Genomic DNA, 26,751 nt, shown 5'->3' with positions numbered 1-26,751 from the left:
GCAGGCGCGGATCAGGATTTCGGCGTGGCGCCGGATCGCCAGCAAGCTGGCTCCTACAAGGCGGGGCGGGCCTGGAACGCACCCTTGGCAGAGCCGCTGCCAGTGCGTTTCGTGGGCGCAAGCTTGCGAGCCGCCCTCCCTCACGAATGCCCGTGTTCCATCATGTGGCACATGGCGGTCTTGAGCTTCATCGGGCGGACCGGCTTGTGCATCAGCATATGGCCGAGTTCGCGGACCTGCTGCTTCAGCTCGTTGCTGTAATTGGCCGTGATCATCAGCGCCGGCAACGGACTGGCGCGACGGGCGTTTACCGTTTCGACGACGTCGATGCCGTTGCAACCGTTGTCGAGGTGGTAGTCGGCAATGATGAGATCGGCGTCGGCATGGAAGTTGTCGACCTGGCCGGCCAGGTCCTGCTCGGATAGCGCGGTGACGACCCGACATCCCCAGCCTTCGAGCAAGGTGCGCATGCCGGCGCAGATCGAGGTGTCGTTATCCAGCACCCAGACGCGGGCGCCTTTGAGTCGTTCGAGCAGGAGATCCGTGGTTGGCGGCTCGACACCCGCCTTGGGCGCGCGCTTGGCCAACGGCACCTCGATGGCGAACTTCGACCCCCGTCCCGGCACCGAGGCGACCTGAATGCGATGCCCAAGCATCCGCGCGATCTTCTCGACGATGGCCAGCCCCAGCCCCAGGCCGCGATCCTGCTGCGGCCGCACGCCATCGCCGCGTTTGAATTCGTGGAAGATTTCCTCGAGCTTGTCCTCGGCAATGCCGATGCCCGTGTCCCACACTTCGATCGACAGGCTCTGCCGGCGCCGCCGGCAGCCGAGCAGTACGCGACCCGAGGGCGTGTAGCGGATGGCGTTGGTCAACAGGTTGCGCAGGATGCGGGCAAGCAGCTGAATGTCGCTGCGTACGAGCGCCGAGCAGCCGATGAAATCGAGCTGCAAACGTTCGCTGCCGGCGATCTGACGGAACTCGGCGGCGAGGTTTTCCAGCAGTTCGCTGACGGCGAAGGGCGCAATGTCCGGCTTGATCACGCCGGCGTCGAGCTTGGAGATGTCCACCAGCGTGCCGAGCAGGTTCTCGACATCCTCCAGCGAGTTGCTGATGTTGCGGATCAGCCCGCTGCTTGGTGCACTGGGCTGTTCGAGCAACGCCGAGGTGAACAGCCGCGCGGCGTTGAGCGGCTGCAGCAGGTCGTGGCTGACCGCGGCGAGAAACTTGGTCTTGGACAGGTTCGCCAGCTCCGCCTCTCGCTTGGCCTCGCGCAAGCGCGCCTCGGCGTGGGCACGCTCGTCGATCTCGCAGAGCAGCTGGTCGTTGAGGCTGGTCAGTTCGGCGGTTCGCTCGCGCACGCGCTGCTCCAGGTTCTGGTAGGCCTGGTGCAGCGCCTCGGCGGTGCGGCGGCGGTCAGTGATGTCCTGAATCAGCACGAAGATGCCGGCCACTTCACCGTTGGCCAGCCGGTTCGGCACGTAGGAACGCAGCATGTAGCGCTGCTGGCCCGAGTGGTTCCGCTCGGCCATTTCGAAACTCACGTTCTCGCCGGACAGCGCTCGCTCGATATAGGGCTCGAGCTGATGCCAGTGCTCACCGGTGTGGATCTCGCGCAGCGGCTGGCCGAGCATGCCGTCGCTCGGCCAGCGGTACCACTCTTCATAGACCTTGTTGGTGAACTCGTAGGTGAGGTCGGCTGACACATAGGCGATCAGCGCCGGCACGTGGTCGGTGATCAGACGGATCCAGCGCTCGCTCTCGCGCAGCGCTTCGGCATGGCGGTAGCGCTCGGTGATATCGGTAAAGGTGTTGACGAAGCCGCCGGTGGGCAGCGGATGGGTGCGGATTTCCAGCGTCCGGCCGTCGAACAGGTGCTGCTCGAGCTCGGTCAGCAGCTGGCCGTTGGCATCGACGGTAGCGGGTGTGAGCAGCCGCAGTTCGCTGTCGGCCATTACCTCTTCGAACGGGCGATGCGCCTCGATGGGCGCCAGACCGCAGAGCTCGAGGAAGCGGCCGTTCCACAGCTCCAGGCTACCGTCGGCGCTGACCATCGCCACGCCCTGGGAGAGGTTGTCGACGGCGCGCTGCAGCAGCCGGGACTTCTGCGCCAGCGCCTGCTCGCGACGCATGGTTTCGCTGATCTTCACCTCGGTGATGTCGGTGTAGAGCATCACCAGGCCGCCTTCGCGCGTGGGGCGCTCGCTGACCTGCACCCAGCGCCCGGTGTGCAACCGGTAGACGGTCGGCTCATTGGCCTTGCCTCGGTGCTCCTCGGCGATCAGTCCGCTGCTCTCGGCCAGCCGTTTGAGCTCGGACAGGCGCGTACCACTGTTGATGCGTGCGCGGGTCCGGCTCCACAGCGACTTGAAGCGTTTGTTAAACAGGACGATGCGCTGGTCCCTGTCGAACAAGACGAAGGCGTCGGAGATGCTTTCGATCGCGTCCACCAGGTGCTGGTGCGCGGTTTCGGCCCGCAGGCGAGCGTCGCTGAGCAGCCGGTTGCTGGCCTTGAGCTCGGCCATCGCCTGGTTGAGCGCGTCGGTGCGTTCGCGCACCTGCTCGGCCAGTTCCACCGAATGCTGGAACGCCGCGTAGGACGCATCCCGCCCCGTGCCGCTCGACTCGACGCGCTCGATCAGCGCGGCGTTGATGCGCCGGAGCTTCTGGTTCTCCCGCTCGAGGTCGGCCTGCCTGCCGAGCAGTTCAGCGAGCACTTCGTTCTCCAGCGCGCCCTCCTGGCCGGCCGATGGCGACGCCGGTGAAGGTCTGGTTGATGTGCATGCCATTGAACTGCTCCCCATAGGTGTTGAAGCCGATCACCTGCTGGCGTTTGAGAAAGGCCGAGGTGTCCGCCGTCGAGCCGTTGCCTTCGATCTCCAGCCGCCGCAGGAAGCAGTCGCAGCCGATGGTCAGCAGCGGCGCGCCGAGGCGCTGTTCCAGCCGCTCGAACAGCGCCTCGAGGTTGGGCATCAGCGGGCCGGGGCGCATGGCGGTCAGGACGATGCCGTTCTCCACCGCGCAGTAGAAGGTCAGGCTGAGATCGTCGTTGACCTTCTGGATCGAGCGCACGTAGTAGTGCTCGTTGATGCGTACCGCCAGCGGGTGCGCGGCGAACAGCCGGTGGTCCAGCTCGTCGACCCCGACACCGATCAGCCGCGCGTATTCCTCGGCGGCAGGCTCGGCATTGAGTTCGTAGACACGCCGCGCATGGCTATCGGCCCGAGTGACCACCAGCTTTTCGGTGCGCGGCAGGATGTGGTGCGTGGTGAACACCTCGAATTCCAGCCAGGTGTTGATCAGCACGACGATGGCCGCGCCACTTCTGAACTGGCCGTCGTAATAGACGTGGGTATTGGTCAGGTGGTTGTCGTCGCCGGCCGAGCCGCCGAAATGCGGGATGCTGCCGAACGCGGCGCTGAGCGCGGACAGCACGATTTCTTCCCGGCTGGACAGGCCGTCGAGCAGGGTCAAGGCAAAACTGTGGTCCTTGATCGGTGCCAACGAGTTGCTGCGGCAGTCACTGCCCAGCCGCTCGACCAATTGCTGGGCGTCGATCAGGCTGAAGCGGTCCATCTCGTCGATCAGTTCGCAGGCAATGGAAAAGCTGCGGTGATCGAAGCCGACGGCGGTCACGCAACTGCGGCCGTAGCCCTGCGCGGTGATCTCCCCAGCGGAGGTGCAGCCGACCATGCGCACGCCGCCGAAGTACTGGTGCAAGGCATCGCCCAGCACAGGCAGGTCATATTCGGCGGAACAGAAGAACAGCACGAAGCCCAGATGCGGATGGATCAACTGCCGCGCCAGGTCCTGCGCGACCCGCTCCGGGTCGCGGGCGTCGGACATCGCTGTGCGTACCATCAAGGATTCCTGCTCCACGCACCCCACCCCATTGCCCTGTCGTATGACCCCATTCTTGGTCAGGGCATAGGGCACGAAAATGCTACTTCAGTACCGGCAGCGGCGTGCCAAGGTAGCAAAGCGACGAAACACCGCGGGGCGGCCGGTTTCGGGTGGTCTGAACGAAAAAAGGCGAACGCCCCGGGAGGCGCCCGCCTGTCCGCCGCGAGGTGACTTAGAAGCTCAGCGCCGCGCCAACGGCGTAGGTGCGGGTTTCTTCGTCCAGCGCGTCGGTGTCGCGGCCGCTCAGCTCGAACTGATTCACTTCGGCGACCAGCTTCAGGTTGTCGTTGATGGTACGGAAGTAGGCGATACCACGGGTCTCGTAGTCGGCGGCGGTGCCCAGGCCGTTGCCGTCGTCCTTGGTCTTGCCGGTCGACAGCGCGATGCGGTTCTTGCCGAACGAGTAGGAGCCCTGCAGGAGGTAGCCATCGCTGTCCACATCGCGCAGCTGCGCTTCGCCGGCATTGTTGGTGTAGAACGGGTTGATGCCTTCGGCCTGGAAGCCCGAGGCAGTTACGGAGAAGCCGCCCATCTTCGCCTGGATGCCGTAGCCGATGCCCTTGGAATCGACCTCGTCGACGCTGCTGTCGGTGTTCCTGGAGGTCTGCTGCATACCATTGATCCAGGAATAGAACTGCGCCCCGCCGACCTCGAACTGGTAGGTGACTTCGGTTTCCAGGCGCGGGCTGTCCTGGTAGGCCTCGTCCAGGGCACTGCTGGCATCGTCCGTGGTGTCGACCGGGTCCATGATGCCGACCGCGATTCGCAGGCCGCTCATGACCGGAGAGCGATAGGTGACCTGGGAGGTCGGGAACGGGTATGGGTAGCCGGTGCCGATGTTGCCGAACGACACACCGCCGAAATCGACCAGGCCCAGGGTGTCGCTGACCTGGCCGTAGCCGGCGAGCATCTCGTCGAGGAAGATGTTGGAGCGGCCGAACAGACCGAAGTCCTTGCCGAACAGCACTTCGCCCCACTGATCGTTGGAGGCCGTGCCGTAGAACTGGCGGACGTCGATACCGGTTTCGGTGCCGTTGGTGTCGCTGTCGTTGATGCTCACCCAGAAGGAAGAACGTCCGCCTAGCTTCAGGTCGTCGAGCTGCTTGGCGAAGTTGAAGCCGATGTAATTGGGCAGGAAGCCCATCTTCACGCGGGACTGGTCGCGGTCGAACTGCTCGCCGGCGCGGTCGACATCGCTGCTGACGTAGAAGGTGTTGAAGTAGCCATCCACCGAGAAGCGGGTGTCGTCCCGGTCGTAGAGCGTGATTTCGGCCACGGCCGACTGGCTCAGGGTCATGGCAACCGCACTGGCCAGGGCCAGCGGCATAAGGGTGGTTACGGCGTTCTTCTTGTTGTGCATGGCGCTCTCCGCTGATGGGACGACGGGCAGTCGTGTCGAGGCGGATTATCGAAAGCGCCTCTGGAGCGCCATACGCTGCGATGGCGGCGTTTTGCTACTGCTTTGGCCGCAAGCACCGTATCGCCTACCTATGAGGTGGTTGCCGCGCTGCTGGAAGCAAGGCTTCGGTATTACGCCGTTGCGCTTTGGAGGTGCTGCCCAGTGCGGGTACCGCCCCGGCGCGCCGTCGAGGACCGAACGATCTGGGGAAAACGATCCGGTTCAGCGCGGCCCTAAGGCCACTCGGACGTCGGCATCGGAGCGTTGGAGAGCACCAGCCGCCCCGCTCCGTTCAGCGAACGCGACGCCTGGATCAGGTCCGCTGGCCGCAGCACGCCCATCGCTGCCCTGACCGCCTCGATGTGCTCCGGCGCCTGACCGGCCAGTACCGCCTGCCAGGCCCGCTCGCTGCGGCCGCGCCACTCGGCCAGCGCTTCGCCCTGCTGCTCGGCCGTTTCGCGCGTGACCGTCGCCAGGTCTCGCGCAGGCCAGTCGTGCAGTCTCAGGGAGAATGCCTCGAGAAAGGCCTCGACATGCCGATGGATCTCGCCAGCAGAAGCCGTCGGCGACTGCACCGCAAAGAACACCCCAGCCTGCCCGGCGAATTGACCAAAGCGGCATAGCACGGCGTAGCCCAACTGCAATTCGCTGCGCAGCCGGCGGAAGAACGCGCCTTCCAATAGCCGGGCAAAAACGCGCCAGGCCGCCTCGGATGGTGCATCGAGCCCGGGCAGCGGACGAAACAGCACATAGGCCACTTCACCACCCGATGGACCGGGAATATGCAGCCAGCGATTCGTCCGGCCAGGCGCGACCGAAGCCATCGCGGCGCTGATCGGCCTGCCCGGGAGGCTCCGTAGAGCACTTTGCAGCGTCGCCATGCGCGCCTCGGGAAAGCCGACCGCCAGCCCTTCCCAGACGGCGTCATGCCAGTGGTCTTCCAGATTGGCCGTTTCGGCAGCAGCAAGGCCGGTTGACAGCGACTCGCCTGGGTCCGCCACGGCCTGGGGCAGCCGGTCGAGCAACTGACGCAGCAGCATCGCCTCCTGCCCGAGCGTGGCGGCTTGCTCGGCACGACACGCACCCTCAGCCACATACCTGGCGGGCGGCCGTGCCAGCAGCGGTGACAGGTCGGCGAGGATATCCGGCATGATCTCGGCGAACCCGCGCAGGCTCAGCGTCCAGCTGCACCCAAGGTGTTCGAACGCCAGCTCCACGCCCGCCTGCCGTGCCGCCCAGACGCGGCTGCGCAATGCCAGATCGACGGCGTGCCAGTGTCGAGCCGCTGGCGGGTTCGTGAACCGCCAGCGCAGCATCAGTGCGCCCTGCCCGCCTTCATCCTGCGGCCCGAGGGCGCGCAGCGGCAGCGTTTCGGCAGGCTGACCGCTTTCGATCATGTCGCTGGTCGAACGCAACCAGGGGTTTGGCTGCGGCACTTGCCAGCACCAGTCCGGCATCGCCATGGGCTCCGGCGTCTGGTGTGTCATGCGCAGCGGAAAGCCCTGGGTGTCAACCGGCTCGCCGCTCGCGCCGTCTTCGCCTGTGAGGGTCAGCGTCACCGGGTCGCTAGCCAGCATGCACCGCACCAGTGTTGTCACCGCCTCTGGCTCCGGGCCGGCCTCACAGGACCAGGCGCCCGGCTCGACCCAGTGCCGCAGCCGTTGCAACGGCTCGGTACCCAAGAGGCGACGACGCGTTGCCTCCTGATAGTCCGCGCTGCAAACCGGCCAGCAGACCGGAGCGGCGAAGAAGCGCAACCAGTCGAGCACCGCGCCGGCAACGACGGCGCGCTGTCGTTGCCCGGCCCCCCCCAGCACGGCTTCGATGACCAGCACGCCCTGGTCGCCAAACCGGTACGGCACGCGCATCGCCAGCCCCTGGCACAGGTCGGCGTCGCGCAACCGTGCCAGCAGGCCGCCTGGCGCTTCGGACGCGATCCAGCTCGCCAGATAGTCCTCTACGGACGCTGATTTGGGGCATCCATCGATGACGAAACCGAGCAACAACCGCGGCCGGGCCTGCGGCAGATGCAGGGTCAGCCATCGATCGGTGCGTGTGTGCAGCGCGGGCGCGCTCTGCGGCATGGACGCGCCCGGCCGCAGCCTGGCATCAGCCATCTGGGCAAGGCGCTGTAGCTCGCTGCGGTCCTGCGGCCCCGTCAGGAGCAGCTCGATGTTTCCGGTGCGGTAGGCGTGGTCGAGGTAGCCCCGCAGGGCCTGTTGGAAAGCCGGGTCGTCCACGGGGAGCGTCTCGCGGTGCCCGGCATGAAAGCGGCTGGCCGGGTGCATCGGGGTGATTGCCGTCGCCAACGCGGCGTCGCAAAGCGTTTCCCTGTCCTGCGCGCGAGCAAGGAATTCGGCATGCAACACCTCTCGCTCGCGCCGCTGCGCGTCCAGGTCGAGGCTGGGCTGCGTCAGCATGTCCAGCAGGCGCAGCAAGGCCTGCTCGAGATGTCGTGCCGGCACTTGGAAGAAGAAGTCGGTATGGCGCTCGCGGGTGGTCGCGTTGAGCTGGCCGCCCACACCCTGCACGAAGGGCATCAGCGCGGCTTCCGCCGTGTACTGCGCGCTGCCCAGGAACAGCATGTGCTCGAGGAAATGCGCCAGTCCCGGATACGCCACCGGTGCGTCGTGCGAGCCGGCGTGGATACGCACCAGCGCAGCGGCCTGGGTGCCGGCGACTGACGGCACCATCCGCACTCGCAGGCCGTTAGGCAGGCGATCCAGGGGGGGACGATGAAGACGAGGATCGGGTCGAGTCATTGGCACGCGCTCGGCTGGGGAACACAGCATCGCGCCAACCGTACCGCAGCACAATTGTTCGGGGTTGCGTCAGGTATCGAGGCGGCCCGACAGGAACTGCATCAACCGGTGCTGCATCAGCTTGCCGGAATTGCCCAGACAGGCGATCGGTGTGCCGCGCAACCCCTCCTCCGAGAATTCCGCCGCCTCACCCGCCATCGCCAGCGGGCAATCGACCGACAATGCCAGTCGCGACAACTGGCGCAGGATCAGCGCATTCGGCGGAACGTTCGAATACAGGATCAAGGCATGAGGCTGGACTTTCTCGCAGACCAGCGTCAGCTCATCGAGTGGTTGGCCGATTGCCAATACGTGTACTGCCACATTCTCACTGGAGAGCAGCAGCCCGGCGACCAGCAGTTCGAGTTCGCGGCATTGCCCAGTCACGCCGGCGAGCAACACCCGTTTTTCGGCACGACCACGGGCCAGCTGCAACCGCTGCAGCACGCGCGCGCGCAGATAGGCATCGAGAAACAGCCATTCGCTGCTGCGGCCAAACTCGTCACGGCGCGACAGCAGTTGCTGCCACAACGGCAAGAGCACTTCCTGAAACACGACCGGCACCGGGTAGGTAGAAAAGATCTGCCCGTAGACCTGGTCCAAGCGCACCTCGTCGAAATCGCCGACGGCCTGTTGAACCTGGGCCTGCCATTCGCCCCACTCGCCTGCCACCGCTTCCTGCTGCTCGGGCGGCGCACTGGCGCGCGTCGCGGCGTTGCGCGACAGGATGCTGCCAACCTTGCTGACTGCAACACCCCGCTCGGTCCAGGCCAGGATATTGCGAACCGCTTCGATATCAGCCATCGAGTAGAGGCGATGCCCGCTTTCGGTACGCGTGGGCTGGATCAGACCATAACGCCGTTCCCAGGCACGCAACGTCACCGGGTTGACGCCGGTGAGCCTCGACACTTCGCGAATGGGGAACAATTCTTCCTGCTTGAGGGACTCGTTGGCGAGCAGCTTGGAAGCACGGGCGAAATCAGTCATGACGCAAGGAGCTCATGCGAATGGGTCGCGCATTGTAACCCAGGCCCAGGCGGCATAGGCTGTACAAAAGCTATACAAATCGAGAGGTTCGACATGTCGCCTGCACTTCCCCTGACATTGTTCGTGGACGGGGCCTGTCCGCTGTGCGCCAGAGAAATCGCCTGGCTGCGTCGCCATGCCGATCCGGCCCGTCTTCAATTGGTAGACATCAACGACCCGGACTTCGCTGTAGAGGGCCGATCAACGGACCAGCTACGTGCCAAGCTCCATGCGCTAAGCGCCAACGGCCAATGGCTGACCGGCCTGGACGCAACCTATTGGAGTTGGCGAGCAGCGGGCCTTCACACCTGGGCCGCGCCGCTCGGCTGGCGGCCGCTTCGTCCTTTGCTGCTGGCCGCCTATCGCCTGTTCAGCCTTGCCCGCCCCCACCTGGCCTGGTTGCCGCACCCCGACGGCGCTCGTCGATGCACGGATCGCTGCAAGCGATAAGGCAGGACTCGTCTGAATTCTTGTACGGCAAGTTGATTTGGTATAACTTTCGCGCAACGTCGCCGTGGAACGGCATTTTCAGCGCATCTCGCTGCATGAGGGTCCTTTGCATGACCGAACTGTCCAGTCACTACCAGCAGATCCTCGTCGGGCTCGGCGAGGACCCGGAGCGGGAGGGGTTGCTCGACACACCCAAGCGCGCCGCGAAGGCCATGCAGTACCTGTGCAAGGGCTACGGTGAGCGGCTCGAAGACATTGTAAACGGCGCGCTCTTTGCCTCGACCAACGACGAGATGGTCATCGTGCAGGACATCGAACTCTATTCGCTGTGCGAGCACCATCTGCTGCCCTTCATCGGCAAGGCCCACGTGGCCTACATTCCCACCGGGAAAGTGCTGGGGCTTTCGAAGGTGGCGCGAATCGTGGACATGTATGCGCGACGCCTGCAGATCCAGGAGAACCTCACCCGCCAGATCGCCGAGGCCATCCAGGAAGTGACCCGCGCCGCCGGAGTCGCCGTGGTGATCGAGGCGCAGCACATGTGCATGAAGATGCGCGGCGTCGAAAAGCAGAACTCGGTGATGAACACCTCGGTGATGCTCGGCACCTTCCGCGAGTCCTGCACGACACGCATGGAGTTCCTGCAGCTGATCGGCAGGTCCCACTGATGGCGCTCGAATCCGGCATGGCGCGCATACGCATCAAGGACCTGCGCCTGCGCACCTACATCGGAATCAACGACGACGAGATCCGCAACAAACAGGATGTGGTCATCAATATCGAAGTCCTCTATCCCGCGCGGAACGCGGTCCGTGCGAACGACATCGAGGACGCCCTGAACTATCGCACCTTGACCAAGGCCGTGATCGCCCATGTCGAGAACAACCGGTTCAGCCTGCTCGAACGCATGACTCAGGAGCTGCTCGACCTGGTGATGCGCGAGCCGAGCGTGTGTCACGCACAGGTCGAGGTCGACAAGCCGCATGCGCTGCGATTCGCCGACTCGGTGTCGATCACGCTTGCCGCCGGCCGCTGAGCCCTCCGCCGCCCCCTCCTCGCCCTGTCGCACCGCGACGATGAACGCGCCGTGCCTGGCCCGGCAAAGTTGTTCTAGAATGCCGCGAAACGCCCAAGAGACGCCCCGATGATCAATGCCAAGCTGCTGCAACTGGTAATCGAAGCATCCAACGACGGAATCGTGGTCGCCGAGCAGGAGGGCGAGGACAACATCCTCATTTACGCCAACCCGGCTTTTCAGCGCCTGACGGGATACGAAGTGGACGACATCCTTTATCAGGACTGCCGCTTCCTGCAGGCCGACGACCGCCAGCAGCCGGGCCTGGCCGCCATCCGCGAGGCCGTGCGCAGCAACAAGCCGTGTCGCCAGATCATCCGTAACTACCGCAAGGATGGCAGCGCCTTCTGGAATGAGCTGTCCATCACGCCGGTTTTCAATGAAGGCGACCAGCTGACCTATTTCATCGGCATCCAGAAGGATGTCTCACCCGAGGTCGAGGCCCGGCAGCGTGTCCGAGAGCTCGAAGCCGAAGTCGCGCAACTGAAAGCCGAGCTCGCTGCCCTGAAGGGCTGACACGCTGCCCTTTTCGAACGCCGCGCTTAAGCGATCCAACCTCCCGCCGATACGCTGATGTCACGGCCCGGTGCCCGTCACCGGCCGTTTCGCCTGCGCATTTGCCGAATCCGGGCATAAACGCGAATAATAGCGAACCGCTACTACTGACCCGCCACCGGACGGCGCCTGGACCGGAACCCTTTCCTTGACCACCTACGCCTTTGTGGAAAACGCCGCGGTGTTGCTTGCCCTCTGCTGGCTGCTGTCGTTCAGTGCGCGCCACTGGGGCCAGAGCCACCCGACCCGCGGCCAATGTCTGGCGGGTGTGTGGTTCGGCAGCGCCTGCATCGTGGGCATGCTGATGCCCATCGTCGCGCAGGCCGGGGTGATCTTCGACGCGCGCACCGTGGTGCTGAGTATGGCGGCGTTGTTCGGTGGGCCGCTGGTGGCGGCGATCGCCGGCGTGCTCGCTGGCGGTTACCGGGCCTGGCTGGGCGGTGCGGGTGTCTGGGTCGGCTTGATCAACGTGGTGCTGCCGATCGCCCTGGGGCTGCTCTACCGACACCTGCACCGCCGTGGTTCGATTGGCGTCGGCGTCTGGCAGCTCTTGTTGTTCGGCTTGCTCCTGCACGTCGGCGTGGTCGCTTCGCTCTGGCTCCTGCCGACCGGGCTGGCACCGCCGACGCTGAGTCTGGTGGGCGTTCCGATGCTCCTGGTGCTGCCCCCCTCGGTCGTGGTGCTTGGCCTGCTGCTGGGCGACATCCTCAGGCGCGACCAGATCGAGCGTGCCATGAAACTCAGCCAGGCACGGCTGCGGGCCGTCACCCAAGCCATTCCCGATTCGCTCGCGGTGCTCGATGAGGATGGCCGCTACCTTGAAGTGATCGCCGGCGATCCCGCGGTGCTGCCCATTTCCAACGAAACGCTGGTCGGCCGCTGTCTCTCTGACCTGCTGCCGGAGCCACAGGCGCAGCGATTTCTCGCATTCATTCGCGACACCCTGGACGGACACGGTAGCGGCGTGCACGAGTACCCGCTGCAGACCGCGACAGGCATACGGGTCTTCGAGGCCCGAGCCCAGCGCCTCGCCCATGCCGAGTCGAGCAAGCGGGCTGTCGTCTGCCTGAGCCGGGACATCACCGAGCGGGCCCATGCCGAGCAGGAACGCCGCATCGCCGCCATCGCCTTCGAATGCCAACAGGGCATGATCATCACCGATGCGCAGAACCGCATCCTGCGCGTCAACCAGGCCTTCACCGAGATCAGCGGCTACAGTGCGGACGAGGCCATCGGTCAGGACACCCGTCTGCTCGCCTCGGGGCGGCACTCGCGTGAGTTCTATCAGGAGATGTGGGGCAGTCTCGAACAGACCGGTGCCTGGCAAGGCGAGATCTGGAACCGCCGCAAGAGCGGGGAAATCTACCCCGAATGGCTCACCATCAGTACCGTCCTCGACGCTCAGGGCCAGGTCACTCACTACGTTGCGGCCTTTACCGACATTACCGAGCGCAAGGCCGCCGAAGAGCGCATCCACAATCTGGCCTTTTACGATCCGCTGAGCGGCCTGCCTAACCGTCGCCTGCTCATCGACCGCCTGCAACAGGCCTTGGTCGGATGCAGTCGCAGCCGCCGCAATGGCGCCTTGATGTTCATCGATCTGGACAACTTCAAGAACGTCAACGACCTGCACGGGCACCAGGCTGGAGATCAATTGCTGTGCCTTGTCGCCGAACGCCTGGGTCGCGAGGTTCGCGGCAGCGATACCGTGGCGCGGCTGGGCGGCGACGAATTCGTAGTGATGCTGGAAGGCCTGGAAACCAACCCCGAATACGCCGCGGCGCAGGCCGAGCAGGTCAGCGAGAAGCTGCTGTCATCGCTCAAGCACCCGTACCGACTGGGCGAGCTGACTCTGCACAGCAGCGCGAGCATCGGCGTGGTGCTGTTCAGCGAGCACGACAGCGACGCCGAAGAGCTGATGAAGCGTGCCGACATGTCGATGTACGAAGCCAAACAGGCCGGGCGCGACGCCCTGCGCTTCTTCGACCCACGCATGCAGCAGGCGGTGCAGGAACGCCTCAAGCTCGAGGATGAGATCCGGCACGGCCTCAGCCATGGCGAATTCGTCATCCATTTCCAGCCGCAGGTCGGGCGCGACGGCGCGCTGGTCGGCGCGGAAGTGCTGGTACGCTGGGAACACCCGCAACGTGGTCTGCTGGCGCCGATCCACTTCATCGGCCCGGCCGAACGTGCCGGGCTGATCCAGGCGCTGGATTTCGTCGTCCTGCGCCAGGCCTGTGAGCAACTCGCCGCCTGGGCTGCTCAGCCGCCGCGTTCTCGGCTGACCCTGGCCGTCAACCTCAGCGCGCACCTGCTGTATCAGGCCGACTTCGTCGAGCGTCTGCTCGATCTGCTGGAGCAGACCGGCGCCGATCCGCACCTGCTCAAGCTCGAGCTGACCGAATCGCTGCTGCTCGATGACATGGACGAAGCGATCCTGCGAATGAAAATGCTCAAGGCGCACGGCATCCGCTTCTCCATCGACGACTTTGGCACCGGCTATTCATCGATGGCCTACTTGCAGCATCTGCCACTGGACCAGTTGAAGATTGATCAGTCCTTCGTGCGCCAGCTCGTCGAGGACACCAGCAGCCAGACGATCGTACGCGCGACCTGCGCGCTCGCCACCGGACTGAACCTCGAGGTAATCGCCGAGGGCGTGGAAACCGACGCTCAACGTCAGCTCCTGGAGCTCAACGGCTGCGGCTTGTTCCAGGGCTATCTGTTCGGTCGCCCGGTGCCCTTGGCTCAGTTCGAACAACTGCAACTGGCGCTGCGAGCCTGAGCGGACCCGCCGCGCCGTGGCTAACGCTCAGAGCGACAGCGGGGCGCGACGGCACAGGGCGACCAGCGCCTGCACCCAACGCTCGTGCGTGTTGAGGCATGGGATCAGCTGCAGTTCGGCACCGCCGGCTTCGATGAATTGCTCGCGACCGCGATCGCCAATCTCCTCCAGCGTCTCGATGCAATCGGAGACGAAGGCCGGGCACATGACCATCAGCTTCTTCACGCCACTCGCCGCCAGCTCGTCGAGGCGGGTCTCGGTATAGGGTTCGATCCACTTCGCCCGACCCAGACGCGACTGAAAAGACACCGACCATTGGTCGTCGCGCAGGCCGGCGCGCTCCGCGAACGCCGCCGCGCTCTGAATGCATTGCGCCCTATAGCAGCTGGCGAGTACTGCCCCTTCCGCCCGCTGGCAGCAATCCTCACCCTTGAGACAATGCGCACCGGTGGGATCGGTCTTGTGCAGATGGCGCTCGGGTAGACCATGGAAACTCAGCAGCAGATGATCGAATCCCTGCGCTAGGTAGGGTCTGGCACTGTCGACGAGCGCATCGATGTATTCGGGCTGGTCGAAGAATGGCTGCAGGATCGACAACTTGATATCGAGGCGCTTTTCGCGGATCACCCGTCGCGCTTCCTCGATCGCCGTCGTCGTGGTGCTCTCGGCGAACTGCGGATACAACGGCGCGAGCGTGACCTGCCGAATGCCCTGCCCGGCCAGCCGGACCAGCGCGCCCTCGATCGAGGGTTCGCCGTAGCGCATCGCCAATTCCACCGGGCCTTCCTTCCAGTAAGGCCGAACGGCGTCGGTCAGCTGCTTGCTCAGCACCACCAGCGGCGAGCCCTCCGGCCACCAGATCGAGGCGTATGCATGGGCCGACTGCGCGGGTCGCTTGATAAGGATCATCGAGACCAGCAAGCGGCGCAGCGGCCAAGGCAGGTCCACGACATAGGGGTCCATCAGAAACTGGTTGAGATACCGGCGGACATCGGCGACTTCCGTGGAGGCGGGCGAACCCAGATTGACCAACAACAACGCCTGCTCAGCCATACGACTTTCCTGACTACGGGTTTAAGAGGCCCGGCCGCTCCCGCGGCCGGCGCGGTATTTTCACACAGGCGACTGCGGCTTGCGCAGGTCCGCCAATGCCGCATCCAGCGTCTCGAAGCGAAACGCGAATCCGGCCGTCTGCAATCGCAACGGAGCCACGTTCTGGCCACCGAGAATCAGCCCGGCGAGCTCGCCCAGCGCCAGCCTGAGCACCGGCGCCGGAGCCACCAGCACGGCCGGTCGCCCCAGGCTGCGCGCGTACGCCTTGGCGAAATCGGCGTTGCGAACCGGTTGCGGCGCGCAGGCATTGTAGGGGCCGCTCGCGCCAGGAAGCTGCAACAGAAAATCTATGAGCCCGATCTGATCATCGATGTGAATCCAGGGCATCCATTGGCGTCCGTTGCCCTGGCGTCCACCCAGGCCAAGGGCAAAGAGCGGCTTGAGCCGCTGCAGAAAGCCCCCCTTGCGCGCCAGCACCAGGCCCGTGCGAACCAGGACGACACGGATACCCATGGACTGCGCGCGCAGTGCACTGGCTTCCCAGGCGCTGCACAACCGCACCGCGAAATCCTCGGTCACCGGTTCGTCATCCTCGGTCAAGGGACGATCACCACCGTTGCCGTACCACCCCACCGCCGAACCGGAGATAAGCAGCCCTGGCTTCTGGCTCCGCTTGCCCAACCAGTCCACGAGTTGCTCGGTCAGGGTCACTCGGCTGTTCCACAGCACCTCGCGCCGCGAGGCCGTCCAGGGCCTGTCAGCGATCGGCGCGCCGGCGAGATTGATCACGGCATCCAGGGGAACGCTGTCCAACTCGCTCAGAGCGCCGATGCCCTGCACCAGCGCACCGCAGCGCAACGCGACCTGCTCCGGCGAGCGGCTCCAGACCCAGAGGCGATGCCCCTGGCCCAACCAATAGCGGCACAGTGCTCGGCCAATCAGCCCGGTTCCGCCCGTCAGCAGTATGTTCATGGCCCTCTCCCCTGGTGCAGTGCACCCGTGGCGCGGATGATACATCTATACAACCATAAACAGTTGTACAGCTTTAGTCGCAAGCGTAGCCTAAGTCGTTCCGTGTTGCAGGTGCTCCCATGAATCGTTTTAACCCGGCCAAGCTCAAGCTTTCCAAATGGACCGCGACTCACCCTCAACGCAAGGAAAAGCACTTTCTGGTCGTCGATCTCCTGCATGACGAAGCGGGTGAGCTGTTGGAGGTCGAACTCCAGGCGATACACAGCCGCCGTAGCGAATGGATCGACTGGCGTCGGCTGCGCGATTCGACCACTTGGAGCATGGGCTGGCGCTGAGTGCCAGCCTCAGGACCGCCAGTCGCCTCACTTATACAACTGCTATTGACTTGTACAAGCAGCAACCTATGATTGCCACAGGTTGTACAGAAACTTATCTCTTGTACAAGACACGAGGTTGCTCATGCCCCATCCCGTTCGCGCACCCATAAAAGTCGGTATCAGCGCCTGCCTGCTCGGCAGCCCGGTGCGTTTCAACGGGGGTCACAAGGAATCGAGGCTGTGCAGCGAAACGTTGGCGCGACATTTCGAATTCGTGCCGGTTTGTCCGGAAGTGGCGATCGGCCTGGGCACGCCACGCGAACCCATTCGACTCGTGGGTGACCCGACGCAGCCCCGTGCCGTCGGCAGCGTGCGCCCTGACCTGGACGTCACCGATGCGCTGCACGCCTATGGAGAGCGAGTCGCCGAGGAACTGCAGGACATCAGCGGCTATATCCTCATGCAGAAGTCCCCGTCCTGCGGCATGGAGCGGGTGAAGGTCTACAAGGACGACGGCCACCCCGTAAAAGGCGGCGGTACGGGCGTATTCGCCCGTGCGCTGATGCAAGCGCGCCCCGACCTGCCGGTCGAGGAAGATGGCCGCCTCAACGACCCCGTGCTGCGTGAGAACTTCCTGACCCGCATCTTTGCCTATGCCGAGTGGCACCGGCTGCTCGACGCGGGCCTGACGCGCAAGGCCTTGGTCGAGTTCCACGCGCGCTACAAGTACCAGCTGATGGCGACCGATCCGGTGCAGTACAAGCACCTGGGGCGGCTGGTCGCGACTGTCGGGCAAGCCCCCCTGGAAAGCTTCGCGCCAGCCTATTTCAGCCAACTGATGAGGGCGCTTAAGAAAACGGCCTCGCGCGGAACCCACAGCAACGTGCTGCAGCACCTGAGCGGTTACTTGAAGAATGATATCTGCGGCGAGGACAAACAGGAGTTGCAGCGGGTGATCAGCCAGTACCGCGAAGGAATCGTGCCCCTTGTCGTGCCGCTGACGCTGCTCAAGCATCACTTCCGCCACCACCCGGATCGCTACGTGGCGAACCAGGCTTACCTGCAACCGCACCCTGAAGACCTCAGCCTGCGCAACGGCATCTGACCCATGACTCAATATTTCGACGACCCTGAACTGGGGGCTGCGGACGGCTGGGTGCCGATCCGCGAAGTAGCACGTATCACGGGGGTCAATCCCGTCACCCTGCGTGCCTGGGAGCGCCGGTACGGGCTGATCGTGCCCAGGCGCACCGCCAAGGGTCATCGCCTTTACGACGACAGCCACGTTCAGCGAATCCAGAGCATCGTCAGCTGGCTCAACCGTGGCGTGGCAGTCAGCCAGGTCAAGCAGCTGCTCGACGCACGCCAGTCCATCAACCTCGCCGAGCACAACCAGTGGGGCGGTTTGCATGACGAAATGATGCGGGCCGTCGGTGGCCTGAACGAACGCCAGCTCGACGACGCCTTCAACCGCGCGCTCGCCCTTTATCCTCCGCGAACCCTGTGCCGACATCTGCTGCTGCCGCTGCTGCTGAGCCTCGAACAACGTTGGCATTCACCGTTTGGTGCGGACCTGGAGCGGGCACTTTTTCAATCCTGGTTGCGTACCAAGCTGGGCACTCGGCTGTATCACGCCAATCGCCAGCATCATGGTGCGCCGCTGTTATTGCTCAACCTTTGCGAGCACCGCTTCGAGCCCGGTCTGTGGCTGTGCGCCTGGCTCGTTTCCAGCGCCGGCTGCCCGGTGGATCTGCTGGAATGGCCGGTGCCGCTGAACGAACTCCCCCTGGCAATCGAACGCCTCGCGCCACGGGGCATCCTGTTGTATGCCAGCCAGCCACTCGACAGCGGCTACCTCAAGCGACAATTGCCACGCCTGCGCGAGCCGACCGGCGTCCCTCTGGTGCTGGCTGGGCCAGCCGCCAGCATTCATCAGGCCGAACTTCGTGACCTCGCGGGGCTGAGCCTCGCCATTGATCCACTCGCCGCGCTCGAGCTGATGCAGGCCAGCCTGCTGGTGGACGGTGCCAAGGGATATCTCGAATGAATCAACTGCTCTGGCTGCGCAGCGACCTGCGCGTCACCGACAACACGGCGCTGGCCGCTGCGATGGCCGCCGGGCCGACCGTCGCCGTCTACCTGCTCACGCCTGGCCAATGGCGGATCCACGACGACGCACCCTGCAAGGTCGACTTCTGGCTGCGCAACCTTCAGGTGCTGTCGGAGCGGCTGGCCGAACTCAACGTGCCGCTGCTGGTACGGCACGTCGACGACTGGCGAGCTGTACCTGATGCACTCGGCACCCTGTGCCGCGAACACCAACTCGGGACCGTGCATGTCAACGAAGAGTACGGCGTCAACGAACAACGCCGTGACGATGCCGTCGAAACGGCGCTGAGCCTGGCCGGCATCGGATTTCGGCGCCACCTTGACCAGCTGCTCTTCGCCCCCGGAAGCGTTCGAACACTGTCGGGCGGCTGCTTCAAGGTCTTCAGTCAGTTTCGCAAGGTTTGCCACGCGCGCCTGAACCAGTCCTTGCCAGCCTGCCGGCCCGTCCCCGCTCCGCAAGCTGCGATACCGATCCCGAGCGACCCGATACCCGACACCGTTTCGGGTTTCCCCAGCCCCAGCGAGTACTTGCGATCCCTGTGGCCGGCTGGCGAGGAATTCGCACTCCGACGGCTGCAAATTTTCGCCGAGGACGACCTGGCCGACTACGAGCAGCGCCGGGACGTTCCCGCCGAGGCCGGCACCAGCCAACTGTCGCCCTACCTGGCGGCAGGCGTCATCTCGCCCCGGCAATGCCTGCACGCCGCCTTGATCAACAACCGCGGCGAGCTCGACGGGGGCAATCCCGGCGCCGTGACCTGGATCAACGAGTTGCTCTGGCGCGAGTTCTACAAGCACATCCTGGTGGGTTTTCCGCGCGTATCCATGGGCCGCGCCTTCCGTCGTGAAACCGAAGCCCTGCCCTGGCGTCACGCCCCCGATGACCTCGAGGCCTGGCAGCAGGGGCGAACCGGCTTTCCGATCGTGGATGCCGCCATGCGCCAACTGCTGGCGACCGGCTGGATGCACAATCGCCTGCGGATGATCACCGCCATGTTCCTCAGCAAGAACCTGCTCATCGACTGGCGGCATGGTGAGCGCTGGTTCATGCGCAACCTCATCGACGGCGACCTGGCCGCCAACAACGGCGGCTGGCAGTGGAGTGCCTCAACCGGTACCGATTCGGTCCCCTACTTCCGCCTGTTCAACCCGATCAGCCAATCGGAGAAGTTCGACCCGAACGGCCGTTTCCTGCGGCAATGGCTACCTGAGCTCGTTGAACTCGACCCGCGCGCGATCCACGATCCCGGCCGTTTGAACGGCCTGTTCGATCAGGTCGCCTACCCGCGCGCGATCGTCGACCTGCCGATGAGCCGAGAACGCGCCCTCAACGCTTTCCGGGCCTTGGGCGAAGCGTCTTGACACGGATCACCCCGCCCCGCAGCGCGCCCGGCCCGGGCGCCATGTCACGTTGATCAGAGGGTGGCCACACTCACCTGATTACGCCCGCCGCGCTTGGCCATGTACAACCGGCGGTCGGCTGCAGCGAGCAGCTGCGTGGCTGATCCCGCCGGCGCCAGCCCCGGCTGCGATAGATCGGAGCCATTCAGCGTCGCAATTCCGATACTCGCCGTGATGCAGGTCGGTGCCGTCTCGTGCGGCACGGCGGCGGCTAGCAGGCGCTCGCGCAGACGCTCGGCGACGTCCTCGGCCCCCGGGCTATCGAGCCCGGGCAGGATCACGGCGAACTCCTCGCCGCCATACCGGCAGGCCAGGTCACTTGTGCGAAACAGCCCGTTACGCAGCAGTTGCGCCAGCCGGCGCAGGCACTCGTCGCCGGCCTGATGCCCGTAGTGGTCGTTGTAGCGTTTGAAGAAATCGATATCGAGCAGCATCAGTGACAGGGCTCTGCCGTCTCGCCGGCAGCGCGCCACCTCCGCCTGCAAGGTTTCATCGAAACGCCGACGGTTGGGCAGGCCAGTGAGGTAATCGTTGTCGGCCAACTCGCTCAGCCGGGCGTTGGCCAGCGCCATTCGCTGGTTCGCCTCAGCCAGCTCCTGCCGCAACCGGTGCTGCTCGGTGACGTCGGTGATCGCCAAGGTCATGCCGATGAGCTGGTCCAGTCCGTCGTCCCGCACCGCCTGGATGGTGACCTGGTAATAGCGCCCATTGAGGGGCAGTGCCTGGTCGGCAATGGATTCACCTGCCGCCAGGCGAGTGAACATGCCTGGCACATCCAGCTGCTGCACGGCGAAATAGCGCGCCACGGGCTGTCCGGCCAGGGGCATGCCCTCAAGCCCCAGCAGGCGAATCAGAGCCCGGTTGGCATTGACGAACCGACCCTCTCGGTCGACCAGGCCGAGGGCGACCGGCGCCGCGGCATAGAGCGCTTCGAGCTGCACCATTCGCGGGCTCAACGAGCCGATTGCCGGGGTGATGTCGCGGTCGATTCCTCGGTAGCCCACGAAACGCCCGTCTTCGCCGAACAACGGGATCCCACTGGTCTCCAGCACGACCAAACGGCCATCGGCATGCAGGTTGCGGTTGATCAGCCCGGCGAATGGCCGCTGCTGCGCCACGATCGCGGCGAACTCAGCGCCTACCCGCTCGGCCTCAGCCGGCGGCATGAAATCGAATGGCGTCCGTCCGAGCACGGCGCTCGGCGCGTATCCGAGCATCTGCTCGCTGTGCGCCGAGCAGAAGGTGTAACGGCCCTGCGCATCGACCTCCCACAACCAGTCGCTGTTGTGCGCGATGATTTCCTGCAGGCGCCTGATTTCGCGTTGATAGGCTTCCGGCGAAGCATGGGGGTTGGGCATGTAAGGGTTCGCATGAGCGATGGGGCGCGGCGGAGGAATGTAGTGCAGCCGCCGGCCATAGGCAACGGGCTTTCGACGCGGTTGGGCTGCCAGAGTGCCCAACCGATCGAAGGTAAGGACTGAAAGGCTGCCAAGGCTCTGGCTCGGCCTCTGTCGTCTGGTGGATGGCCGACAACATGGTCGTTCTACGCACCCTGCCCTGGCACCTGCGGCGCGCGGATGGTATTGCTGATCGTCCCCTATAGCCAGGACGACGCCATGATCCCGATGCCTCTCGTCGAAGCCCTCCGCAACGCGCAGCATGCCGTGATATTCACCGGCGCCGGCGTCTCGGCCGAAAGCGGCATTTCAACCTTTCGCGACTCATTGACCGGCCTGTGGGAGCGCTTCGACGCGACTTCACTGGCGACCCCGGAAGCCTACCAGGCCGATCCAGCCTTGGTCTGGGGCTGGTACGAGTGGCGTCGCATGAAGGTGCTACAGGCGCAACCGAACCCTGCCCATCGCGCCATTGCGGCCCTCGCCAGAAGGGTGCCGCGGCTGACGCTGATCACCCAGAACGTCGACGATCTGCACGAGCGCGCCGGCAGTACGGAGGTGATCCACCTGCACGGCAGCCTGCACCAACCGCGCTGCTTCACCTGTGGCGCGCAACCGGATGTCCCGCTGGCCATGCCGGACGAGCCCGAAGGCGGCCGCCGCCTGTCGCCACCTGGTTGCGCCCGATGTGGCGGGCAGCTGCGGCCTGGCGTCGTCTGGTTCGGCGAGAGCCTGCCGGGCGATGCGCTCGAGGCTGCCTTCCAGGCCGCACAGCAATGCGACCTGCTGCTCTCCGTCGGCACGTCCGGCGTGGTTTATCCCGCTGCCGAGGTGCCTGGCATCGCCTGGCGTGCCGGCGCGGTGGTGGTGCATGTCAATCCTCAGCCGCACGTGGAGCACCCGGAACGCGAATTCGCCCTCACGGGCGCCGCCGGCGAGCAACTGCCCAGGCTGCTCGAAGCGGCCTTCGGCGAAGGTTGAGGGCGCGGTCGGCGGTGTTTCACGGACAGCCGCCGACGCCCCTTTTCGGACAGGGGCTAGACGTCTACCGAGCCAATGAACTGCCTGAGTTCCGGCGTGCGCGGGTTGGCGAACAGCGTCTGCGGGTCGCCGATTTCATGCACCTTGCCTTGATGCATGAATACGAGCTTGCTGCCGACCTCGCGGGCGAAGCGCATCTCGTGGGTAACCATCACCAGTGTCATGCCTTCGCTGGCCAGTTGTTTCACGACGGCCAGCACCTCGTTGACCAGCTCGGGATCGAGCGCCGAGGTGATTTCGTCGCACAGCAGCACTTTCGGCGACATCGCCAAGGCCCGCGCAATTGCGACCCGCTGCTGCTGCCCTCCCGAGAGCCGCTCCGGGTAGGCATCGAACTTCTCCGCCAGGCCGACCTTCGCCAGCATCTGCCGAGCCAGCGGTTCGGCCTCGGCATGTGGCATCTTCTTCACGACCTTGACGGCCAGCATCACGTTCTCGCCCGCGGTGAGATGCGGGAACAGATTGAACTGCTGGAAGACCATGCCGACCTTTTGCCGCAGGCTGCGCAGGTCGGCGCGAGCAGCGTCCAGATAGTCGCCGTCCACCTCGATGACGCCGTCATCAATGGCTTCCAAACCGTTCAAGGTGCGTAGCAAGGTGCTCTTCCCCGAGCCGCTGCGGCCAATGATCGCGACCACTTCGCCTTCCTCGACGCGCAAGTCGATGCCCTTGAGCACGTGGTTGTCGCCGTAGTGCTTGTGCAGGGCGGAAATATTAAGCAGTGACATTGAGCCTCCTTTCCAGACGATGCGCCGCGAGTGACAACGGATAGCAGATGGCGAAGTAGCCCAGCGCGACCAGGCCGTAGACGAGGAAGGGTTCGAAGGTGGCGTTGGCCAGCATGCTGCCGGTCTTGGTGAGTTCGGTGAACCCGATGATCGAGGTCACGGCCGTGCCCTTCACGACCTGAACCGAGAAGCCAACCGTGGGCGCTACTGCGATGCGCAGCGCCTGCGGCAGGACCACGTGGCGCAGCGTCTCGAGGCGGGTCAGTGCCAGGCTCTCGGCGGCTTCCCACTGACCGCGCGCGATGGACTGCACGCAGCCACGCCAGATTTCGGCGAGAAAGGCGCTGGTAAAGAGCGTCAGCGCCACTGCCGCGGCGAACCAGGCCGAGACCTCGACACCCAGCAGGGCAACACCGAAGAAGGCAATGAACAACTGCATCAGCAACGGCGTGCCCTGGAACAGCTCGATGTAAGCCTGAGCCAGGATGCGCAACCAGCTGACCGGGGCGATCCGCGCAAGCATCACCAACAACCCGACCACGCCTCCGCAGACGAAAGCCACCAGTGACAACACCAGCGTCCATTGCAACCCGGTCAGCAGGTTGCGAGTGATATCCCAGAAGGTGAACTCCATCAGCGAGAGCCCTCCACATAGCGGCGGCCGAACCAGCCCAGCAGCTGCCGGATCAGTATTGCCATCGCCAGGTACAACAAGGTGGTGACCAGATAGGTTTCGAACGCGCGGAAGTTGCGCGACTGGATGAAGTTCGCCGCAAAGGTCAACTCTTGGGTAGATATCTGCGAGCAGACCGCCGAGCCGAGCATGACGATGATGATCTGGCTCGACAGCGCCGGCCAAACCTTCGCCAATGCCGGGCGCAGCACCACATGGCGAAAGGTTTCCATGCGCGTCATCGCCAGGGCCGACGCCGCTTCGATCTGGCCTGCCGGAATCGCCTGGATGCCGGCGCGGACGATCTCGGTCGAATACGCACCCAGGTTGATGACCATCGCCAGCACCGCGGCCTCCCATTCGTTCAACCGAAACCCCAGGGCGGGCAGGCCGAAGAAAATGAAGAAGAGTTGCACGATGAAGGGCGTGTTGCGGATCAGCTCGACATAGCCGCCGAACAGGTAGTTGAACGGCCGGATCCGCCATGCACGCACCAGCGCGCTGACGATCCCCAGCCCCACGCCCAGCAGCGTGCCGATAGCGGTCAGGCCCAGGGTGAACATCGCACCTTCCAGCAGCACATCGAGGTTCGCCAGTACAGGGCCGAAGTCCATCTGGTAAGCCATGGTCGATCTCCCGCTCCGTCAAGCCTTACAGGTCGTCCGGCAGCGGTTGCTTCAACCACTTCTCGCTGATCGCGTCGAGGCTGCCGTCCTGCTTGGCGGTCGCGATGATGGCGTTGACCTTTTCCAGCAGCGCGGGCTCGTTCTTGTTCACGCCGACGTAGGTCGGTGAGTTTTTCAGGTTGAGCTTCATGGCCGGCACACGCTTGGGGTTGCGCTCGGCGATGGCCGACATGACGACGTTGCCACTGGCGATCAGGTCGACCTGCCCGGAGAGATAGGCCGAGATGGTCGAGTTGTTGTCCTCGAACCGCTTGAGCGTGGCGCCCTTGGGTGCCACGGCGCTGAGTTCGATGTCTTCCACCGAGCCGCGGGTGACGCTGATGGTCTTGCCGTCCAGGTCATCGAGGCCGGAAACCTCCATCTCTTCCGGACCGAACACACCCAGGTAGAACGGCGCATAGGCGTCGGAGAAATCGATCACCTGTTCGCGCTCGGCATTCTTGCCAAGACTCGACACCACCAGATCGACCTTGCCAGTGGTAAGGAAAGGAATCCGGTTGGTGCTGTTTACCGGCGTCAATTCCAGCTTGACGGCCAGCTTGTCCGCGAGCAGTTGCGCCGTATCGATATCCAGGCCACGCGGTTGCAGATCCGGGCCGACCGAGCCGAACGGCGGGAAATCCTGCGGCACGGCAACCTTGAGCACGCCGCGCTGAGTGATGTCTTCCAGGCCGTCGGCCACGGCAGCTGTACTGGCCAGAGTGAAGCCCAGGCAGAGGGCGGTGATCAGTGAACGGGTCGCGTTGCGCATGATGGAGCTCCGAGGGGTGAAAGACGGCATCGGCTTTGCACGCGGCATGCCAGTGGCGCAGCGAGGCCCGAACCATGCGGCCGCGCGCGCCGGCTGGTCGGACTGGTCTGAACAGTTCAGGCCCGTCCGGCCAGTTTGTTGCCCCCATGAGGTGCGGTGTCGCCTGAAGATGGTGCGTAGTCGATGCGCCCCCGGGCACCCGTCCCCTTCTCCAGACAGACACAGAGCCGCCCATGCATTCGATTCAAAAAGCCGTACCCCAGCAGGCCCTCGCCTCGATCCGCCAGCTGATCGAAGAAGATGCCTACCAACCTGGCGACGCCCTGCCCTCGCAACGGGAGCTGGCCGAGCGTCTGGGCGTGAGCCGCGCCTCGCTGCGTGAGGCGCTTTCCTCGTTGAGCGCGCTCGGGTTGGTGCGCATCCAGCCCGGCAAGGGCGTGTTCATCCAGGCGCAGCCTGCCCCGGCGGCCAACGAGCAAGCCCAGGGATGGCCGTTCGCCAAGCAGGTCTCGGCGGAGGACACCTTCCAGTTGCGCTTCGCGCTCGAAGGTTTTGCCGCCAACCTTGCGGCTTTGGCGCTGAGTAGCGATGAGCTGGACGTGCTCAGCGACAACCTCGAGGCGATGCGTCTGGAGTTACGTGCCCAAGCGTTCGAAGCAGCGGCGCAGCTGGATTTCGACTTCCACCGGCTCATCCTGCGCGCCGCCGGAAATCAGGCCATTCTCAGCATCCTGACCAGTCGCTCGGACATCTATCTGGAGAGCCAGAAGCTGCCCTTCATCCGCCCGGACAGGGCCATGGAAACCTGGCAGGAGCACCGCCGTATCCTGCGCGCCCTCTCACGCCATGCGCCGGCGGCCGCATTGAAGGCCATGCAGGAGCACATTCGCGCGGCGGCGGCGCGCACCGGCATCCGCTTCGCGGGATGAAGGAACCACGCCAAACGGGTGCCCCCTGCCCGCTCAGGTCAACGGCGTGACCACTGCTGTCTGATAGGCGGGTCGCTGCCGCAGCTGCCTGTACCAATGGTGCAGATGAGGCAAGTCCGGCCGCTCGATGGGCATTTCGAACCAGGCGTAGGCGAAACAACCCAGCGGGATGTCGCCCATACCGAAGGTGTCGCCCGACAGGTACGGCTTTGATGCCAAGGCCTTGTCGGCGATCTTCAGCAAGCCGGCGCATTCATTCAGCGCCGCCTCGACCACTGCCATGTCGCGCTGGTCCGCAGGCGTACGGACCATGTTCCAGAACACGGTGCGAAAAGGGGCCGCCAGGGACGAGGTTACCCAATCCATCCACTTGTCTGCCTGCGCACGGGCTATCGGATCGGCGTTCCACAGCGAGCCGTCGCCATAGCGGGCGGCCAGGTACCGGACAATGGCGTTGGATTCCCACAGCACCAGCTCGCCATCTTCCAGACAAGGCACCAGTCGATTCGGATTCTTGGCAAGGTAATCCGCATCCCCGACGACACCGAAACTACCCCCCGCATCGATTCGCGTGTAGGGGATGCCAAGCTCTTCGATGCACCAGAGTGCTTTCTTCACATTGGTCGAATTGGCCCGACCCCAGAGTTTCAGCATGCCGATATGCTCCTGTCCGTTTGTTCACTGGCGTTCACCCTAGCCT

General features: G+C 64.6%; 24 protein-coding genes. 11 read left to right on the top strand and 13 right to left on the bottom strand.

Annotated elements, in window-relative coordinates; all coding sequences use genetic code 11:
* Positions 1-140: 140 nt before the first annotated feature.
* From nahK to MST27_RS09095, 5 genes are all read right to left on the bottom strand, one after another.
* Positions 141-2,789, bottom strand: coding sequence for a hybrid sensor histidine kinase/response regulator NahK/ErcS' (gene nahK, locus MST27_RS09115; protein WP_243605648.1), 2,649 nt, complete (start codon positions 2,787-2,789; stop codon positions 141-143).
* Entirely contained in the window at positions 2,707-3,861 is a 1,155-nt protein-coding gene (gene nosP / locus MST27_RS09110; RefSeq protein ID WP_243605647.1) for a nitric oxide-sensing protein NosP, read from the bottom strand. Before nosP ends, nahK begins: the two co-directional genes overlap by 83 nt.
* 214 nt (positions 3,862-4,075) lie before the next feature.
* The gene (locus MST27_RS09105) at positions 4,076-5,263 is read right to left on the bottom strand and encodes a porin (protein WP_243605646.1); all 1,188 of its coding nucleotides are present in this window, start codon (positions 5,261-5,263) and stop codon (positions 4,076-4,078) included.
* Positions 5,264-5,535: 272 nt separating this feature from the next.
* Entirely contained in the window at positions 5,536-8,064 is a 2,529-nt protein-coding gene (pqqF, locus tag MST27_RS09100) for a pyrroloquinoline quinone biosynthesis protein PqqF (RefSeq protein WP_275973136.1), read from the bottom strand.
* A 69-nt stretch (positions 8,065-8,133) separates the two neighbouring features.
* Positions 8,134-9,090, bottom strand: a complete 957-nt coding sequence (locus MST27_RS09095) for a MerR family transcriptional regulator (RefSeq protein WP_243605644.1) — start codon at positions 9,088-9,090, stop codon at positions 8,134-8,136.
* A 93-nt stretch (positions 9,091-9,183) separates the two neighbouring features.
* Between MST27_RS09095 and MST27_RS09090 the strand changes: the two genes are divergently transcribed.
* The 5 genes from MST27_RS09090 to MST27_RS09070 all read left to right on the top strand — a co-directional run bounded on the left by MST27_RS09090 (position 9,184) and on the right by MST27_RS09070 (position 13,994).
* Entirely contained in the window at positions 9,184-9,579 is a 396-nt protein-coding gene (locus MST27_RS09090; RefSeq protein ID WP_243605643.1) for a thiol-disulfide oxidoreductase DCC family protein, read from the top strand.
* A gap of 110 nt (positions 9,580-9,689) precedes the next feature.
* Positions 9,690-10,247, top strand: a complete 558-nt coding sequence (gene folE, locus MST27_RS09085; protein ID WP_243605642.1) for a GTP cyclohydrolase I FolE — start codon at positions 9,690-9,692, stop codon at positions 10,245-10,247.
* Positions 10,247-10,615, top strand: a complete 369-nt coding sequence (folX, locus tag MST27_RS09080) for a dihydroneopterin triphosphate 2'-epimerase (protein ID WP_420864228.1) — start codon at positions 10,247-10,249, stop codon at positions 10,613-10,615. Before folE ends, folX begins: the two co-directional genes overlap by 1 nt.
* Positions 10,616-10,723: 108 nt before the next feature.
* Positions 10,724-11,170, top strand: a complete 447-nt coding sequence (locus MST27_RS09075; RefSeq protein WP_243605641.1) for a PAS domain-containing protein — start codon at positions 10,724-10,726, stop codon at positions 11,168-11,170.
* Positions 11,171-11,357: 187 nt separating this feature from the next.
* A complete protein-coding gene (locus MST27_RS09070; RefSeq protein WP_243605640.1) occupies positions 11,358-13,994 on the top strand; it encodes an EAL domain-containing protein in 2,637 nt (878 codons plus the stop codon).
* A 27-nt stretch (positions 13,995-14,021) separates the two neighbouring features.
* Here MST27_RS09070 and hemH read toward each other — a convergent pair whose 3' ends face one another.
* Entirely contained in the window at positions 14,022-15,047 is a 1,026-nt protein-coding gene (gene hemH / locus MST27_RS09065; RefSeq protein ID WP_243605639.1) for a ferrochelatase, read from the bottom strand.
* Between the two features lie 60 nt (positions 15,048-15,107).
* Positions 15,108-16,019, bottom strand: coding sequence for a TIGR01777 family oxidoreductase (locus MST27_RS09060; RefSeq protein WP_243605638.1), 912 nt, complete (start codon positions 16,017-16,019; stop codon positions 15,108-15,110).
* 119 nt (positions 16,020-16,138) lie between these two features.
* Here MST27_RS09060 and MST27_RS09055 point away from each other — a divergent pair, with 119 nt between their 5' ends.
* The 4 genes from MST27_RS09055 to phrB all read left to right on the top strand — a co-directional run bounded on the left by MST27_RS09055 (position 16,139) and on the right by phrB (position 19,807).
* On the top strand, positions 16,139-16,354 hold the full coding sequence (locus tag MST27_RS09055) for a TIGR02450 family Trp-rich protein (protein WP_243605637.1): 216 nt from the start codon (positions 16,139-16,141) through the stop codon (positions 16,352-16,354).
* Positions 16,355-16,478: 124 nt separating this feature from the next.
* Complete coding sequence (locus tag MST27_RS09050; RefSeq protein WP_243605636.1) at positions 16,479-17,441, top strand: YbgA family protein; 963 nt, start codon at positions 16,479-16,481, stop codon at positions 17,439-17,441.
* A 3-nt stretch (positions 17,442-17,444) separates the two neighbouring features.
* Entirely contained in the window at positions 17,445-18,383 is a 939-nt protein-coding gene (locus MST27_RS09045) for a MerR family transcriptional regulator (RefSeq protein ID WP_243605635.1), read from the top strand.
* On the top strand, positions 18,380-19,807 hold the full coding sequence (gene phrB, locus MST27_RS09040; RefSeq protein WP_243605634.1) for a deoxyribodipyrimidine photo-lyase: 1,428 nt from the start codon (positions 18,380-18,382) through the stop codon (positions 19,805-19,807). Before MST27_RS09045 ends, phrB begins: the two co-directional genes overlap by 4 nt.
* 53 nt (positions 19,808-19,860) lie before the next feature.
* Here the strand turns inward: phrB and MST27_RS09035 are convergent, their stop codons facing one another.
* A complete protein-coding gene (locus MST27_RS09035) occupies positions 19,861-21,204 on the bottom strand; it encodes a sensor domain-containing diguanylate cyclase (protein ID WP_243605633.1) in 1,344 nt (447 codons plus the stop codon).
* 258 nt (positions 21,205-21,462) lie between these two features.
* Between MST27_RS09035 and MST27_RS09030 the strand changes: the two genes are divergently transcribed.
* The gene (locus tag MST27_RS09030; protein WP_243605754.1) at positions 21,463-22,224 is read left to right on the top strand and encodes an SIR2 family NAD-dependent protein deacylase; all 762 of its coding nucleotides are present in this window, start codon (positions 21,463-21,465) and stop codon (positions 22,222-22,224) included.
* 56 nt (positions 22,225-22,280) lie between these two features.
* Here the strand turns inward: MST27_RS09030 and MST27_RS09025 are convergent, their stop codons facing one another.
* The 4 genes from MST27_RS09025 to MST27_RS09010 are packed head-to-tail and all read right to left on the bottom strand — an operon-like array spanning position 22,281 to position 25,122.
* Positions 22,281-23,012, bottom strand: coding sequence for an amino acid ABC transporter ATP-binding protein (locus MST27_RS09025; protein ID WP_243605632.1), 732 nt, complete (start codon positions 23,010-23,012; stop codon positions 22,281-22,283).
* Positions 22,999-23,649 carry an amino acid ABC transporter permease gene (locus MST27_RS09020; protein WP_243605753.1) on the bottom strand — a complete coding sequence of 217 codons (651 nt, stop codon included), beginning with the start codon at positions 23,647-23,649 and terminating at the stop codon, positions 22,999-23,001. Before MST27_RS09020 ends, MST27_RS09025 begins: the two co-directional genes overlap by 14 nt.
* On the bottom strand, positions 23,646-24,311 hold the full coding sequence (locus MST27_RS09015; protein ID WP_243605631.1) for an amino acid ABC transporter permease: 666 nt from the start codon (positions 24,309-24,311) through the stop codon (positions 23,646-23,648). Before MST27_RS09015 ends, MST27_RS09020 begins: the two co-directional genes overlap by 4 nt.
* Before the next feature lie 25 nt (positions 24,312-24,336).
* Positions 24,337-25,122 carry a transporter substrate-binding domain-containing protein gene (locus tag MST27_RS09010; protein ID WP_420864227.1) on the bottom strand — a complete coding sequence of 262 codons (786 nt, stop codon included), beginning with the start codon at positions 25,120-25,122 and terminating at the stop codon, positions 24,337-24,339.
* A 233-nt stretch (positions 25,123-25,355) separates the two neighbouring features.
* Here MST27_RS09010 and MST27_RS09005 point away from each other — a divergent pair, with 233 nt between their 5' ends.
* The gene (locus tag MST27_RS09005) at positions 25,356-26,051 is read left to right on the top strand and encodes a FadR/GntR family transcriptional regulator (RefSeq protein WP_243605629.1); all 696 of its coding nucleotides are present in this window, start codon (positions 25,356-25,358) and stop codon (positions 26,049-26,051) included.
* Between the two features lie 33 nt (positions 26,052-26,084).
* Here MST27_RS09005 and MST27_RS09000 read toward each other — a convergent pair whose 3' ends face one another.
* Positions 26,085-26,705 carry a glutathione S-transferase family protein gene (locus MST27_RS09000; RefSeq protein ID WP_243605628.1) on the bottom strand — a complete coding sequence of 207 codons (621 nt, stop codon included), beginning with the start codon at positions 26,703-26,705 and terminating at the stop codon, positions 26,085-26,087.
* Positions 26,706-26,751 lie beyond the last annotated feature (46 nt).

It is taken from the genome of Stutzerimonas marianensis, assembly GCF_022810315.1.
In the GTDB taxonomy this organism is placed as follows: Bacteria; Pseudomonadota; Gammaproteobacteria; order Pseudomonadales; family Pseudomonadaceae; genus Stutzerimonas; species Stutzerimonas marianensis.
The sequence above is the reverse complement of the archived record's forward strand: the minus strand, read 5'-3'. Positions and strand labels throughout refer to the sequence as shown.